We start from the raw sequence: 16,645 nt of genomic DNA on the forward strand, positions 1-16,645 counted from the left end.
TTCATTTCATTAAATCAATGCGGTGTTTATTAACAGAAGCAATAAAAAAGCCCACGCTAACGTGGGCAAAGGGAGTAAGAAAATTTTACTCTTTAACTGACCGACGAAGATCAAATTTATAAGAGACAAAGCCGTATAATGTCCAACCGATAAAGGTAGCGATTGAACCATATAACATGGCTTGCTCACCTGCCGCATAAAGGGCATATATACTATATATCGAACCAATAAATGCAACGAACACGGTTGTTTTATATTTTCGTGTTGGAACATTTTCCACTTTTAGTAGAACAGCTAGTGCAGCCATGGAAAGTAAGTATGGAATAACATTAGTTACCACGGCTAAATCAACCAATACATTAAATTGTTTATTTAGCGATGGGCTGATTGTCAATAAAGATAATAGGGTTTGAATTGCTGTAATGGTGACCATACCGATAATCGGTGCGTCTTTACTGGTGACTTTTTTGAAAAATGCCGGAAAGTATCCTTCCTCTGCTGAAGATTTAAATACTTGTGCAATGGTGAATTGCCAGCCTAATAAGGAACCGAAGCAAGACATAACCATTAAGCCCATAATGACTTTACCGACGGTTTCATTAAACATATGGGCAAATGCCAACCCGAATGGTGCGGTAGACTGTGCTAAATCCATATTTGGTACAATACCGGCAATCACGTTGGTTGAGACAATATAGATTACTGCCGCACCAATTGTTCCACCTAATACGGCGATAGGTACGTTTTTTTCCGGATTTTCAACGGCATCGGCATTTGCACAAGCTGATTCCAAACCTAAAAATGCCCATAAGGTCATAGAAATAGAGACACCAATTGCTTCAAAGGTTGGGACATTGTGAGGATTCCAAGAGTTTATATATAGTGAACCATCAAACCAGTACCAACCGACGATACAAAGACCAACAACGGGAATGATCACTCCCCAAATCGTGAATGAACTAATATTCCCTGTAATTCTTGCGCCGCCAAAGTTAAGGACAGTGGCAAGCCACAAGGTAAAAATTGTCCATAATGCAATGGATAACGGTGAAAGGGTTGTGCCTAACAGTTCGGAACCGTAGCCCACCGCAGAAATTGCAATTGCCGTGTTGGCGATAACTAAAGAGACACCATAGGTGTAATTTGCCATGAAGTTACCCGCTTTACCGAAAGAATATTCGGCATAGCCACCCATACCGCCGGATTTTTTACTGAACATTCCGCATTGTGCAAATGCGTAAGCAAGAGCGGTTGAACCGACAGCGGTAACCAGCCAAGATATGATAGAAATAGTTCCAATTTCTGCTAGTTTTGTTGGTAGCATGATAATACCGGAGCCCATCATATTTACCATGGTGAGAATGGTAAGTTGTACCACACCAATTTTATTACTTTTTGTACTCATAATTTATTCCTCAAGTGCGGTCAATATTCTCATTGAAAAATGACCGCACTTTTTTAGCGATTAATGTTCATTTAATACATAGCCATACGCACGAGTCCGTCCGTCAGGATCTTTTTGTAGATAGACCCCTTGGATTTCCGGTGCGAAGCCCGGTAAGGTATTAATGCCTTCTTCTAGCGCTAAGAAATATTGTTGAGCGGTTGTACTCCATCTTTCTCCCGGTACGACGCATAAGACTCCCGGAGGATAAGGAAGCGCTCCTTCTGCTGCAATTCTGCCCACAATGTCGGTGAGTGAAATTAATTCCACATTGTTGCGAATTAACTCGACATTGGCATTGTGAGGATTCATTGCATATTCAGGTAGGGTAGCTTTACGGAATAAGTCTTTTTGTAATTGTTTTACATTGCGACTGACATAGAGATCATGCATTTCTTGGCATAATTGACGAATGGTATAACCTCTGTACCGTTCCTCATTATTTTTGTAAACGGTTGGTAATACGTCTTGTAATAACGAATCTTGTTTGATATGTTTTTCAAATAATGCGATTTGGGCGACTAAGGTTTGCATTTTTGTTAAGGTTTCAGCAGGCGTTAACAAAAATAGGATGGAGTTCAAATCGCATTTTTCCGGAATGATGCCGTTTTCACGCAGGTAGTTTGCTAGGATTGTGGCCGGAATACCGAAAGATTCATATTCACCGCTTTCTAAGCTAATACCCGGTGTGGTGAGCAAGAATTTGCAAGGATCAACGAAGTATTGTTCATCTTCGTAACCTTCAAATTTATGCCATGTATCAGTTGGATGGAATTTGAAGAACTCAAGGTTTGTAGCGATTTCTTCAGTATCGTAATCTTGCCATTTTTTGCCTTTTATCGTAGTTGGAATAAACGGACGAATAAGGTCACAGTTATTTAAGACTAATTTACGTGCCTCAATCCCTACTTTTACACAATCATGCCATAAACGGCGACCGGCTGAGCTACCTTGAATTTTGGCATTTACATCAAGTGTTGCGAATAATGGGTAGAATGGGCTGGTAGAAGCATGCAACATAAAGGCATTATTAAAGCGTTTATGATTAACATAACGACTTTGACCTTTGATATGTTTATCTTTTTTGTGGATTTGGGAGGCCTGTGAGAAACCTGCTTGTTGTTTATGAACGGATTGTGTCACGATAATGCCGGGATCGTTTTCATTCAGTTCTAACAAAAGAGGAGAACAATCTTTCATCATTGGAATGAATTGTTCGTAACCTACCCAAGCGGAGTCAAATAAAATATAGTCGCAAAGGTGACCAATTTTATCCACCACTTGACGTGCGTTATAGATCGTGCCGTCATAAGTACCTAATTGAATAACGGCTAAACGGAACGGGCGTTTTTTATCCGCACTTTCTGGCGCGACTTCTTTAATTAAATCCCTTAAATAGCCCTCTTCAAAGCAGTGACTATCAATACCGCCGATAAATCCGAATGGATTACGTGCTGTTTCAAGATAAATAGGGGTTGCACCTGCTTGAACTAATGCACCGTGATGGTTGGATTTATGGTTGTTTCGGTCGAATAAAACAAGATCACCCGGCGCTAGAATGGCATTTAATGCCACTTTATTGGCAGAAGATGTGCCGTTTAATACGAAATAAGTTTTATCGGCATTAAACACTTGTGCCGCGTGCTTTTGTGCATCACAAGCTGCCCCTTCATGAATAAGTAAATCACCTAATTTAACGTCGGCATTACAAATATCCGAACGGAAAATGTTTTCTCCGTAGAAATCATAAAGGAAGCGGCCAGCAGGATGTTTGCGGTAATATTGACCGCCTTGGTGTCCCGGACAGTCAAAGGCAATATTCCCCATTTCCACGTATTCGCTAAGCATTTTGAAGAATGGAGGAAGCATTTTTTCTTCGTAAAGTTTAGCGGCAGTTTCAATTTGACGACTATAAAGCCGGATATCATAACCATTGAGATCTTGGATATGGTAAACAGAATCATAAAATTCCGGTGAAAGTGGTTGCTCGGCTGTTTGAACAACAAAGACGGGAATATTAAATTCAGTTTCTTTGATAGAACCAATAAATTGATCTACATCGAAAGAGCTTAATACAATAGCAGCGACATCAGTAAAATCAGTTTGTTTGATTTCTACCATATCTCTTTGAGTTAAGAAATATTGGGTAACTGTCGGGCTAAATGCAATTTTTAATTTAGGCATATTAACTCCTTGTTTATATTTTGAGATGAAAAAGCTTCTTGCATTATAAAAATAATGCATGCTTTATTTTTTAAATAATAAGAGTGTATGTCGCTAATTAATAAATATTAGCGATGTGGTCTTTTTTATTTAAAATAGGGAGTGTTGCTTTAAATAAAAATAACGAAACAATTTATTGTGTTATATTTATTTTTAAAGCTAAGTTCTCTCTAAATAGTGGACACACTACTAGAGAAATAAACAGAATGGCTTATGGGGTACAAAAATAGAGTAAGATAAACACGAGCGATGAGAGGGTTTCATGATATGTCTTGTGCGGCGGATATGCGCCATTAAAGAACGACCTTTTATTGGATTAAAGGTCAAAAGGCGTAAAATCCTTGTATGTATGTATGTATGTATGTATGTATGTATGTATGTATGTATGTATGTATGTATGTATGTATGTATGTGCTTGCATAGAATCCTCCTCACATCTATACAATTAAATAGACCTTATTAGTCATTATTCTGTACTTTATTAAAAATAGAATCAATAATAAATTTTTAAAAATGTGATCTCTATCAAAATAAATTTTATTTTTTAATCTTTTATAACATTTGTTTAACAATGGTTTTATTTATTCTAATGTTTAATATAAATAAAATTTTATGTTTATTTTAATTTTCTATAAGTATAATGCTGATATTGTTAATTATATAACAGGACGAGATAAATATGAAAAATATACTACTTCTCAGCAGTTCAAAATACAAAGAAACGGGGTATTTAGAACACGCATTGCCTTGGTTACAGCAATTTTTAGCGGATTATCGTGGTAAAAAAATCGCTTTTGTTCCTTATGCCGGAGTACGTCGAACTTTCGATGAGTATGAAAAAACTGTACAAGAGGCCTTGTCAGATGTAGAGATGGAAATTATTTCTGTTCATCATGGTAAACAACATCGTGATATTATTGAACAGTCAGATGTGATTGCAATTGGTGGAGGTAACACGTTTTGTTTATTGAAACAACTTTATGAAAATAATTTGATTGAGGCTATTCGGGAAAAAGTGAATGCCGGAACCCCCTATTTTGGTTGGAGTGCCGGGGCAAATGTGGCAGGCGGTTCTATTATGACAACAAACGATATGCCAATTACTTATCCCCCTTCTTTTTCTGCATTGCAATTATTTCCTCATCAAATTAATCCTCACTTTATTTCCGGTAAAATGCAAGGTCACAATGGCGAAAGTCGCGAAGAGCGGTTGGCTGAATTTTTACTCGTTAATCCGACCGCACTTGTCTATGCGTTACCGGAAGGCTCTGCATTGCATATTCAAGGAGGGCTGGCGACAGTGCTGGGTGAGAGTCCTATTTTACGTTTCAGTGAGGGTATGCAATGTGACCCCCTTGCTGTGAATCACAGTTTTTCTTATTAACCTAAAAGGAACATTATTATGGAAGTATTTAAATCTTTGGTGGCAATTATTGGTATTCTTGCCACCATTTATTTTTTGATCAAAAAGTCGGAAACAAGAACCGTATTAATCGGTGCCGGTTTATTGATGTCAATTGTTACATTAAACCCAATGGGCGCACTTGATGCCTTTGCAAAGAGTATGACATCCGGTGGGTTGATTATGGCGATTTGTTCCAGTATGGGGTTTGCCTATGTGATGAAATACACACAATGTGATACACATTTGGTGCATTTACTGACTAAACCGTTAAGCGGACTAAAATTTTTCTTAATTCCTATTGCCACCATTATTACTTTCTTTATTAATATCGCGATTCCTTCTGCTGCCGGTTGTGCGGCGGCGGTGGGTGCAACATTAATCCCAGTGTTAAAAAGTGCAGGTGTTCGTCCTGCCACTGCGGGAGCTGCTATTCTAGCGGGAACCTTTGGTTCAATGATGAGTCCGGGATCTTCCCATTCCGCCATGATCAGTGAAATGTCCGGTTTAACCATCACTCAAGTGAACCTTTCCCACGCTCCCTACAATATGATTGCTGGCGCGATCGGTGCGGTTGTATTGACAATTTTAGCTCTTGTTTTTAAAGATTATGGCGAAGAACACCGTAAAGCCTATCTTGCCGAACAAAAAGAAAGTGAAACCCAAACGGCACAAGGGGTGAATGTACTCTATGCTATTGCGCCATTATTGCCATTGATCATTTTGGTTATTGGTGGCACATCCTTACAACAAACGCCGGGTCTTGAATGGACAAAAATGGGCGTACCGCAAGCCATGCTAATCGGCGCAATTTACAGCATTATTGTTACCCGCATTTCACCTGTCAAAATCACAGAGGAATTTTTTAATGGTATGGGAAATTCTTACGCTAACGTGCTTGGTATTATTATTGCCGCCGGCGTATTTGTTGCAGGATTAAAATCAACCGGTGCAGTAGATGCAGCTATTGCCTTCTTAAAAGAATCCAACGAATTTGTGCGTTGGGGTGCAACTATCGGACCATTTTTAATGGGATTAATTACCGGATCGGGCGATGCAGCCGCCATTGCCTTTAATAGTGCCGTCACACCACATGCGGTAGAGTTAGGCTATACCCATGTCAATCTTGGTATGGCTGCGGCGATTGCCGGTGCATTGGGGCGTACCGCCTCACCGATTGCCGGTGTTACCATTGTTTGTGCCGGTCTTGCCATGGTAAGTCCGGTTCAAATGGTGAAACGCACCGCACCGGGAATGGTACTTGCCGTCTTATTCTTGGCATTATTTATGTTATAACCCCTCAAATTTACCGCACGGCACACAAAGTGCGGTATTTTTTCATTAAGTTTTTTAAGGAGAAAAAAATGGACTTGGATTTATCCCAGCTCACTCATTGGCGCCGTGAATTTCATCGCTTTCCTGAAATTGGCTGGAGCGAATTTTGGACAACGGCACGCATTGCAAATTATTTAGAAAGCCTTGGCTGTTTTGAAATTTTAATGGGCGAGCAAATTATTAATCCTGATTTTGTTCGCGGACGCAAACAAGCGGTGGTGGATAATGGTTTGGCGAAAGCAAAAGCCTATGGTATGAATGAAAAATGGTTGGATAAGATGGCAGGCTATACCGGCTGTGTCGCTGTGTTTGATTCCGGTAAAGCGGGGAAAACGGTGGCTTTACGTTTTGATATTGACTGTGTGAATGTCACAGAAACCAGTGATCCGAACCATATCCCGAATAAAGAAGGTTTTGCTTCTGTTAATGACGGTTTTATGCACGCTTGTGGTCACGATGCACATATTACCATTGGTCTGGGAACTGCATTATGGATCGCCCAAAACCGTGAAAAACTCACAGGTAAAGTAAAAATTGTCTTCCAACCGGCAGAGGAAGGCGTGCGTGGTGCGGCAGCTATCGCAGCCAGTGGGGTGATTGACGATGCTGATTATTTTGCCGGATCTCATATCAGTTTTTGTGCAAATTCCGGCACGGTAATTTCTAATCCAAGAAACTTTCTCTCAACAAGCAAAATTGATATTCGCTACCATGGTAAACCGGCACACGCCGGCGCCGCACCTCATTTAGGGCATAATGCGTTACTTGCGGCAGCACATACCGTTACACAATTACATGGTATTGCCCGCCACGGTGAAGGTATGACACGTATTAATGTCGGCGTATTAAAAGCGGGAGAAGGCCGTAATGTGATCCCAACAGAGGCTGAATTACAACTTGAAGTCCGTGGCGAAAATAAAAAGATCAATGAATATATGGTTGAGCAAGTGATGCAAATTGCCAAAGGTATTTCTATCGGCTTCAATGTGGCTTATGACACAGAAATCGTCGGTGAAGCAGTGGATATGAACAATGATGTGGAATTGGTGTAATTAGTAGAAGAAATTGCTTTGCAGCAGCCACAAATCCAAAGCATTGATGCCGATTATGCTTTTAATGCCAGTGAAGATGCCACGGTTTTAGGCAGACGCGTGCAAGATCATGGTGGAAAAGCCATTTATTTTATCCTTGGCGCTGATCGCACGGCAGGCCATCATGAAGCTGAATTTGATTTCGATGAAAATCAATTGGTTACAGGCGTGAATATTTATAGCGGATTATTACAGCGATTATTAGGGGAATAGCCTATTTTCCTGAATTATGTAGCAGTTACACAAACATGATTTTGGTTTTATACCGGATACACGCAGTGTGTCCCTACGTTTCCGTTGAATTTCTGTTTTGTGTATTTGCTACATATACTACTATTTTCTAAGGTGTTTTATATCTCCTTTCTTTTCAAAAATATTCCCAAAATTGACCGCACTTTCTTTCAAAAACATAGTGTTTTTCTTAGAATAGCATTAATTTTTATCCCTCTAATAAGGACATTTTTATGATTAACAGACGACATTTTATTCAAATCGGTGCAACCAGTATTCTTGCATTAAGTGCAAGCCGTTTCACTATGGCAAAAGGCAAACCTGATGTAGATTTACGCATTGTGGCAACGACGGATATTCACAGCTTTTTAACGGATTTTGATTACTACAAAGATGCGCCAACGGATAAATTCGGTTTTACCCGTGCGGCAAGTTTAATTCGCCAAGCCCGCAATGAGGTAAAAAACAGTGTATTAGTGGATAACGGTGATTTAATTCAAGGTAACCCGATTGCAGATTACCAAGCGGCGCAAGGTTATAAAGAAGGCAAACCGAATCCGGCAATCGCCTGTTTGAATGCTATGCATTATGACGTAGGTACGGTTGGCAACCACGAATTTAACTACGGCTTAGATTATCTGGCAGATTCAATGAAACAGGCAACATTCCCGATTGTTAATGCCAATGTGGTAAAAGCTGGCGGTGATGAACCTTATTTCACGCCTTATGTAATCCAAGAAAAAGTGGTGGTGGACAAGCAAGGTAAAACCCACAAGTTAAAAATTGGTTATATCGGCTTTGTGCCGCCACAAATTATGGTGTGGGATAAGGCTAATTTACAAGGCAAAGTGGAAGCCCGTGATATTGTCAAAACCGCACAAAAATATGTGCCTGAAATGAAACAAAAAGGGGCTGATATTGTGATTGCGTTGGCTCATACCGGACCGTCCGATGAGCCATATCGCGAGGGAGCGGAAAATTCGGCATTCTACTTGGCGGATGTACCGCACATTGATGCGGTGATTTTTGGTCATTCACACCGTTTATTTCCGAATAAAGAGTTCGCCAAATCTCCGAATGCGGATATTGTGAAAGGCACGGTAAAAGGTGTGCCGGAAAGTATGGCTGGATACTGGGCGAATAATATCAGTGTGGTGGATTTAGGCTTAACCGAGCATAATGGCAAATGGATTGTGACGGAAGGGCGTGCGGCGCTTCGCCCTATTTTTGATGCAGAGAACAAAAAAGCGCTTGCCGAAAATGACCCGGAATTGACCGCACTTTTACAGCCTGTTCACGAAGCGACCCGTAAGTTTGTATCGCAGCCTATTGGTAAAGCCACCGACAATATGTATAGCTATTTAGCTTTGGTACAAGATGACCCAACCATTCAAATCGTGAACCAAGCTCAAAAAGCCTACGTAGAAAAAGTTGCACCAAGTGTGGCGGCAATGGCAGGTTTACCGATTTTAAGTGCGGGTGCGCCATTTAAAGCGGGTGGACGTAAAAACGATCCGACCGGTTACACCGAAGTGAACAAAGGCGAATTAACCTTCCGTAATGCGGCGGATCTCTACCTTTACCCAAACACCCTTGTGGTGGTAAAAGTGACGGGCGATCAGCTCAAAGAATGGCTTGAGTGTAGCGCAGGAATGTTCAATCAAATCGACCCGACCAGCGATAAACCGCAATCATTGATTAATTGGGAAGGTTTCCGCACTTATAATTTTGATGTGATTGACGGTGTAAATTATGAATTCGACATCACTAAACCGGCACGTTATGATGGCGAATGTAAACTCATTAATCCTGAATCGCACCGTGTGGTAAACCTAACTTATCAAGGTAAAGCGGTTGAGCCAAACGCGGAATTTTTAATTGCGACTAACAATTATCGTGCTTACAGCAATAAATTCCCCGGCACAGGCGATCAACATATTGTGTATGCCTCACCGGATGAAAACCGCCAGATTCTTGCCGATTACATCAAAGCAACCAGTGAAAAAGAGGGCGCAGTAAACCCAAGTGCGGACAAAAACTGGCGTTTTGTTTCTATCACGGGTAATGATAAATTAGACATTCGTTTTGAAACCTCACCGACAGAACAAGCGGCACAATTTATCAAAGAAAAAGCACAATACCCAACAAAACAGGTTGGCACTGACGAAGTCGGTTTTGCGGTGTATCAGATTGATTTGTCTAAGTAGTTTATAGATGAGAAAGACGGCACGTGAGTGCCGTTTTTTTATGAATTAAGTCTTTAACATATTTATGATATTCTCTATTCTTCTTAATAGATCATCATATGTCATAATATCAATTATATTAGAATATTTTCTTCTAATTATTTCAAAGTCAAAATATTGTTCTTCTGAAAAATTATTATCTCTACCTGATAAGATAATAGCTTTTGGATTTGTGATTTTTATTTTTAAGTCGTTAGGGATTCTATTAGCATATTTTTTAGTTAAACTTATTTCTCCCTGATGTCCCCATTTATTTAAATGAAATATATATTTTGGATATACCAGTAGAAGAAGATTTATTATCTCCTGTTGTCATTGTTTGTTTTATAGAATCTTGTGGACATTATTTTTCTCGTAGAACAGTTTTATTATCAAACTCCTGCAAATCATTTATACCATTTTCCCACAGCTAAAAGGAATGAGTTTTTCGCCTTTAAACTCCCGATTATTTTGAGTTTGTAGAAAACGAATAAAGAGGATAAGGGTGAATGAGAGAATGCCTATCGTGAGAATAACAACGAGAATATCCATGACTTTGTGGAAAATGATTGAAATGTGTGAGTTATAGCAAATTTGCCTTGTTTATTTCTTGAGTTCTGTGAGCATAGTTTGCGTTTTTGTAGTCAGGGCAGAGCCAAACAAAGGTTAGGAATACTTTATGCTAAAAGGAAAAATGACAGTAAATTTTTGTAAAGAAATTTGACGATGAAATATTTATAGACAAAATGAAAGTTTTATTTTCGGGTCTATAATTTTTTATATAAGGGTCTATTATGAAAAAGGTATTTTATTTATCACCAATTGCATTTCTTGTGAGTACGAATGTACTTTCCGCTTCTATCAATGATTATTCAAAAATAGAAACAACAAATCCAACGACGCCAACACTTGCGGCTACAGCAAATCATTCTATAGCAGTTGGTCCGGAATCTTCAGTTAATCAAAATGATGCTTATACTTCGGCTTCTAAGAATAAAAAAGGGAGATATAGTGGAGTATATAGTATTGCAGAAGGATATAAAGCAACAGTATATGGTTCACAGAGTATAGCCTATGGTCATGAAGCCGTAGCAAATGGTTGGTTAAGCTATGCGATAGGTAGCCGTGCCAATGCCGAAGGGGATGGAAACATCGCTTTGGGAGGGAGTGCGAAATCTTTAGCGGGTGCTTATTATGGAAACCCAAGTAGTGGAGGGGCTATTGCTGTTGGTTTAGAAAGTAATACTATTGGCAATGGTGCGATTGCAATGGGGAATAAAGCTTCGGCAACAGGGGTAAAATCAATCGCTATTGGTAATGATGCGAGAACATTAGATATCACAAATATAGATGGTGCGGCGAATATTGATCAAAACGTAAAAAATAACATAAAAAGTACGGTAGAAACTTTACGCAAACAAAATTCTCCGAGCGATATGGCTGCGGAACTTCTTGGGCTATCAGATGAAGCAACTTCTACGATTGCCATTGGGGATGAGTCAAGAGCAATTGGTTGGGGATCAACCGCATTAGGCACAAAAGCCTATGCTCTGAATGATAGGGCAACGACTTTAGGCGATGATTCTAAAACATTAGGTTATGCGGGTACAAGTGTTGGTACGCATGCTTATTCTTTTGGAAAAGGGGCTTCAGCATTAGGGACTTGGGCGGAAGCATTGGGGGATTATTCCACCGCAGCAGGCCCTTCATCATCTGCAGCAGGGAATAATTCTATTGCGATGGGTAATGGCGCTTCGGCAAGTGGTTTAAATGCAATCTCAATCGGAAGTATGACAACTGATACAAAAGCTTGGTATACAACAAATGGGGGGAGACAAGTCCACCGAGCCGAACATGAAGTTTGGAATGCGACAGGCGATCATTCCATTGCATTAGGGACGGATTCCCAAGCGATAAAAGAGAGTGTCATTGCAATAGGGAAAGAAGCCCTTGCTGAGCATAAACGTTCAGTTGCATTAGGTGATAAATCTAGCACAGAGAATGCAAAAGATACCCTTCAAGGCACGGTAAACGGTATAACCTATGGTAATTTTGCAGGGGCAACATCGGTGGGTACAGTATCGGTAGGGAATTCAACACTCGGTGAAACACGCCAAATTAAAAATGTTTCTGCCGGTGATATTTCTCCAACCTCAACGGATGCAATTAATGGTTCACAACTTTATCTTATTGCTAACAAGCTAACGGAAGAAATAAAAAATATTCAACCTAAGCCGACACCGGTTCCTCCAACTGTGAATGTTGATACAGGTGATATTTCGGTTAATGACAATGGGATTGTAGTGGCTGATTCGACGAAGGGTAACTTAGCTAGCGTCACTGATGTGGCAAATGCAATTAACAACAGCAGTTTTAACATCACAACAGGAAGTGAGGATGGTGGAAAAGCTATTAATGTAACGATTGAAAAAGTGAAAGCGGGTAATACTGTTGCCTATAAAGCCGGTAAAAATATAGTAGTAAAACAAGACGGTCAAAATATTACCTATTCAACAACGGATAAACCAATTTTTGATGTGGTCAATGCCAATGAATTTAAGGCTGGTGATGTCGTGGTGAATAATCAAGGTATCAATGCCGGTAATAAAAAAATCACTAATGTTGCAGAAGGGACAAAGGATAGTGATGCGGTTAACTATGCCCAACTTAGAAAAACCAATAACCAAGTTCGTCAATTGGAAAATAAATTGAATCGGGTAGATCGTAAATTGCGTGGTGGTATTGCTCAAGCGGGGGCAATGGCTAATATTCCACAGGTAACGCGAAATGGTGCGAGTGGTGTTGGGGTTGGTGTAGCAAGTTATCGTGATGAGAATGCAATTTCTGTTGGTTATTCCCTTATGTCTGATAACGGTAAACATATTATCAAAACCAGTGTCGGGTTAGATACCCGAGGATATAATATGGTTGGTGCAGGCTATATGTATCAGTGGTAATCTGAATTTCCCTTTATTTAAATGAAAAAACCGCATTTAAAATATGCGGTTTTTTTAATGAATTTAAAATAACTAAATTTTACGGCATTATGTAGTAAATATTGGATGATTCTTTACTCGGTGCTTTACAAGATAATGTAGGTGGCAGGCTTATTATTCTCATTAGGAATAGCCCGTGGTGTGATTTCATAGACATTATAGGCTCTTAACCTCACCACCCTTTTCCCGTTTATCAAGCTAAATTCCGGCACTTCCGAATGCGCGGTTTTCGGATATTGTTCATGCCAAAAAACAATCTTTATAGACAAACTTTTTCCGTTTGCTCCACTAAACTTGGATGAAAGACGGATCTTCCTTTGTCATCTGCTTGTAATACCTAATGTGGGTTTTGTATTTGGGCAGAAGATAGGGCGGTTCGGTGGTACTGTGATAGGTTCTGCCGGTGACTATNGGTTGGTCCGGGTCACCATGGAGGAATTTGACTAAGACTTCATCACCGATACGGGGTATCATCATCGTGCCGTATTGTGCCCCGAATAATCGGGCGGAGCTTTTGGGCTACGCCAAGGTTTGTAATGAAGAATCAGGAATAGTTGTTTTCATAGAGAAATTAATACTAAGTAATATAAGCTCTAATTCTGAACTTATCCCTCATCAAGCACAACAGCATCATTTACATTATTCTCAAAAACAAGTCTAATGGGATGAATATCTATTGCCCCAAATAGACCACTATAAAGTGCTGAATTTGCCACGGTCTCTCCGAAACTATTCGGCGCTCTATGCTTAAAGCCTATTGGCGGCAACTTTAAGCCATCCGCATCACCTGTACAAGATGAATTATGCGCATATTTAGCCAAAATACTTAAATGCAACTTATCTCTAAAATGCTGTGGTCGTTTAGGTAATCGGTCGCTTTTTCTCAGCTTATCCGTTTGATGATTAATGAAACTTTCAACCGAAAATGGGCTTTCTAATACTTCGCTCAAATACGCTTTAAATTCTTGGCTAAAATCGCCTTTCAGCAACGGTAACACGGCTTCAGAGGTTGTTGTAAGTGTGTTAAAAAAAGCATTATATTCCGTATAAGCTATCTCTTTCTCTAAAGCTGTTAAATGGGATTGGCTAAGGTCTTCTGTGAAAGGCAAAAAAGGTACGCCTGCCCTAACTGCACAGTTATACATTGCCATTAACGTTATTCGTTGTAAATCGTTACTAATCGTTCTGCGGGCATAAGCGTACGCATAATTCATATCTCGGTGGCCGGGAAACGAAGCATATCTCCCTACCGGGCGATACTCTGCATTCCACCCTTCTCCAATTTGAATACCATTTTTATCCGGATTTGATAAGGCTTGCTTGGCTTCTGCCGGCGTATTTTTATTGGTATATTCAAAAATAAGCTCTTTCGTTATTGGTTTATACCCACCTCCCACATCAGAATGAGCACCAATAAAATGATAAGTTTCCCCGGCACCTTCAATATCCGTTAAAGGAAAGTTTTTACGATATTCATCCAATGCCACAAAATGGACAATTTTTTCTGCACTTTGGCGGCTTAAATTAAAATTATAGGGTTCATACTTTTTAGATGAAGGCGTGCCGAAAATCTCACCCCAAAGAGCCTTGCCTTCCGAACCTTCATTCGCATCTATCGGTTTATAGTTTTTATCATCACCGGCTTTGCCAAAAGAACCGACTGTGTCGAATAATCCGATGAATTTAAATGAAGAATATAGTGGTTTATCCAATTCATACGTAATAATTGTATTGATAAAATCTCTAGCCAAAGCGGCTCCTCGACTAAAACCAAAAACATCAATATAAAATTTATATTCATTTTTAGGAAATTTGGCTCTTAATGCTCTAATTTCTTTTACAGCTCGATTAATTCGTTTAGCCCCACCTGATCCCGTACCTTGCTCCCAACCTGAATCGGATTCATTATCCTTTGTACCGATCCCTTCGATATAAATCGAGTCTAAATAAATACGACATTCCGTCACTTTGTTTCCGATGATGTAAGCGTCTTTTTCAGCAAGTTTAGGGTAAAGTCGGTATAACCGTGCAATATTACTGGTTTGACTTAACTTTTCATCATTAACAAGGTTGTTTCCGGTGCCATCAAAAAACACCCCAACACAAAATACTTTACAAGTCATATACGCCTCCCGCTTGGCGCCATTTCTCATAGACCTTATAAACATTTTCTTTAGTGTCTCTAGGTTTATTTTCTGTATAAAAATCGGGAATATGACGAGTTATTTTTGGCATTCCCTCTTGAACTCCACGTAAGTTCCAAGTGTTATAATAATACCCAGCCACATCATAATCTTTTTTAAGTATTTCAAATCTTAGATACCTAATTATATTACTAACAGCAAAAGGATCTTCCTTATCTTGCTTTAATTTTCTCACTATAAATTGGAAATCGGGTTTATTTTCAAAATCAATACTTATAATCGAACAAATATGAGCCATCGCCATAAACTCCCCTTCCATGCGATTGTTACCAAAGTATCGCTTTGATATTTCATCAACTTTGCTCATCCAATCAATTCTTACTTGTATATCCGTCACGCCCTCCCAAAAACCCGGATAGTAAATCTCCAGCATTTGACTGATTTCTTTGTACATTCTCAGGGTTTTATCCTGTTCGATTTGCCTCCATTCTTCGGCACTAAGTACATAAGGTTTTGAGGTGTCTATCATGGGTTTCTCCTGATTTTCCGGCAGGCAGCGGTATTTCACTTCTGCACAAGGGCGTTGTTTAAAAAACTCATCTCGAAAGCTTGCTTTTGAGCATGCTGAAGTTGTAAAAACTAGTATAAAAACAGATAAAAGTGCGGTAAATTTTTTCATCATTTTTTACCTTTTTATAAAATGGTTTAAATCAACTCGCTCAAATCTCAATTCCTTAGCCGGTAAACTAATTTTGTGATAAAACGCTTTATCTTTATCTAAGTAATAAAATACTAAATCTTTGCCGAATAGAAATTGCAAATTCTGAGATGTTAGATTATATAAAAAATTGTTAAAAAACTTTAAATCAAAAAAACGTCTAAGAAATGGTTCTCCTTGTTCATTCCTTACATGATAGAAATAAGCTAAACGAGAAATAATATCAGAAAGGGAATCTGATGATTCAATTAATAAACCAGATTGATAATTATCTAGAGTCAATAAATCTAAGACCGCCTGCATATCGCATGTCGAATCTAATTCAATAAGATAAGGGATAGCTTCCGCTATTTGTTGATGGTCCCCACGATATAAGGGCTCGTATTTTAACTCCCAGCTATCTAAATTAAACCACACTTGAGGCATAATTGCAGCATCAAATAAACCATATTTTATACATTTATTATTCACGCTCGATTCCTCTTAAGCCCAAACAATCAGGACAAAACTCTTCATTTGCAGCACTCTGTAACGCACTAACCATATCCGGTGCCCCCCCTTCTTGACACAACTCCCCCTCCACATACACATCCCCCACCAAGGTGATGCCTTCCCGGTTGATGATAATCGACCCGCCCGGACCACTGAGTTCTACCTGTTCATACCCCTCAAGGTCAAAGGTTTCGCAGATTTGTTCAAACACTTCACCCGCTTCCCAGCTGCCGTTTTGGGCGATGTCAATGTTGAGTTCATTGCCGACGTGGATGATGGTGTCGCCGTGTACGTTGATATAGCGGCTGTTGTTGATGTTGAGGATGTCGTCTTGTTCTACTTTG

11 protein-coding genes and 3 pseudogenes are annotated in these 16,645 nt (G+C 39.5%); 5 read left to right on the forward strand and 9 right to left on the reverse strand.

Annotated elements, in window-relative coordinates:
- Positions 1-85: 85 nt before the first annotated feature.
- The 3 genes from potE to speFL form a co-directional block, all read right to left on the reverse strand.
- The gene (gene potE / locus A3GE_RS0103490) at positions 86-1,405 is read right to left on the reverse strand and encodes a putrescine-ornithine antiporter (protein ID WP_018355893.1); all 1,320 of its coding nucleotides are present in this window, start codon (positions 1,403-1,405) and stop codon (positions 86-88) included.
- Positions 1,406-1,465: 60 nt separating this feature from the next.
- Positions 1,466-3,628 (reverse strand): ornithine decarboxylase SpeF, encoded by a 2,163-nt coding sequence (gene speF / locus A3GE_RS0103495; RefSeq protein ID WP_018355894.1) that lies wholly within the window; start codon positions 3,626-3,628, stop codon positions 1,466-1,468.
- A 228-nt stretch (positions 3,629-3,856) separates the two neighbouring features.
- On the reverse strand, positions 3,857-4,006 hold the full coding sequence (gene speFL, locus A3GE_RS12465; RefSeq protein WP_306291836.1) for a leader peptide SpeFL: 150 nt from the start codon (positions 4,004-4,006) through the stop codon (positions 3,857-3,859).
- Between the two features lie 340 nt (positions 4,007-4,346).
- Between speFL and pepE the strand changes: the two genes are divergently transcribed.
- The 4 genes and pseudogenes from pepE (at position 4,347) to cpdB (ending at position 9,933) form a co-directional block, all read left to right on the forward strand.
- The gene (pepE, locus tag A3GE_RS0103500; protein ID WP_018355895.1) at positions 4,347-5,051 is read left to right on the forward strand and encodes a dipeptidase PepE; all 705 of its coding nucleotides are present in this window, start codon (positions 4,347-4,349) and stop codon (positions 5,049-5,051) included.
- Between the two features lie 18 nt (positions 5,052-5,069).
- A complete protein-coding gene (gene dcuC / locus A3GE_RS0103505) occupies positions 5,070-6,365 on the forward strand; it encodes a C4-dicarboxylate transporter DcuC (protein ID WP_018355896.1) in 1,296 nt (431 codons plus the stop codon).
- A 68-nt stretch (positions 6,366-6,433) separates the two neighbouring features.
- A pseudogene (locus A3GE_RS11415) lies at positions 6,434-7,708 on the forward strand (M20 family metallo-hydrolase).
- Positions 7,709-7,959: 251 nt separating this feature from the next.
- The gene (cpdB, locus tag A3GE_RS0103515; protein ID WP_018355899.1) at positions 7,960-9,933 is read left to right on the forward strand and encodes a 2',3'-cyclic-nucleotide 2'-phosphodiesterase; all 1,974 of its coding nucleotides are present in this window, start codon (positions 7,960-7,962) and stop codon (positions 9,931-9,933) included.
- A 45-nt stretch (positions 9,934-9,978) separates the two neighbouring features.
- Here cpdB and A3GE_RS12520 read toward each other — a convergent pair whose 3' ends face one another.
- Positions 9,979-10,275, reverse strand: coding sequence for a Shedu anti-phage system protein SduA domain-containing protein (locus A3GE_RS12520; RefSeq protein ID WP_077658249.1), 297 nt, complete (start codon positions 10,273-10,275; stop codon positions 9,979-9,981).
- A gap of 470 nt (positions 10,276-10,745) precedes the next feature.
- Here A3GE_RS12520 and A3GE_RS0103520 point away from each other — a divergent pair, with 470 nt between their 5' ends.
- Positions 10,746-12,908, forward strand: a complete 2,163-nt coding sequence (locus A3GE_RS0103520; RefSeq protein WP_018355900.1) for a YadA family autotransporter adhesin — start codon at positions 10,746-10,748, stop codon at positions 12,906-12,908.
- Between the two features lie 378 nt (positions 12,909-13,286).
- Here A3GE_RS0103520 and A3GE_RS12270 read toward each other — a convergent pair.
- The 5 genes and pseudogenes from A3GE_RS12270 to A3GE_RS12175 all read right to left on the reverse strand — a co-directional run.
- A pseudogene (locus A3GE_RS12270) lies at positions 13,287-13,442 on the reverse strand (phage baseplate assembly protein V); the annotation flags it as partial.
- Positions 13,443-13,552: 110 nt separating this feature from the next.
- Entirely contained in the window at positions 13,553-15,070 is a 1,518-nt protein-coding gene (locus A3GE_RS0103525) for a phospholipase effector Tle1 domain-containing protein (protein ID WP_018355901.1), read from the reverse strand.
- Complete coding sequence (locus A3GE_RS0103530; protein WP_033259688.1) at positions 15,060-15,773, reverse strand: hypothetical protein; 714 nt, start codon at positions 15,771-15,773, stop codon at positions 15,060-15,062. The genes A3GE_RS0103525 and A3GE_RS0103530 overlap by 11 nt, the downstream gene beginning before the upstream one ends.
- Before the next feature lie 3 nt (positions 15,774-15,776).
- The gene (locus A3GE_RS0103535; protein WP_018355903.1) at positions 15,777-16,280 is read right to left on the reverse strand and encodes a DUF4123 domain-containing protein; all 504 of its coding nucleotides are present in this window, start codon (positions 16,278-16,280) and stop codon (positions 15,777-15,779) included.
- Positions 16,273-16,645, reverse strand: a pseudogene (locus A3GE_RS12175) (bacteriophage T4 gp5 trimerisation domain-containing protein); the annotation flags it as partial. The gene A3GE_RS0103535 and the pseudogene A3GE_RS12175, both read right to left, overlap by 8 nt.

It is taken from the genome of Rodentibacter pneumotropicus DSM 21403 (genome assembly GCF_000379905.1).
Taxonomy (GTDB): Bacteria; Pseudomonadota; Gammaproteobacteria; order Enterobacterales; family Pasteurellaceae; genus Rodentibacter; species Rodentibacter pneumotropicus.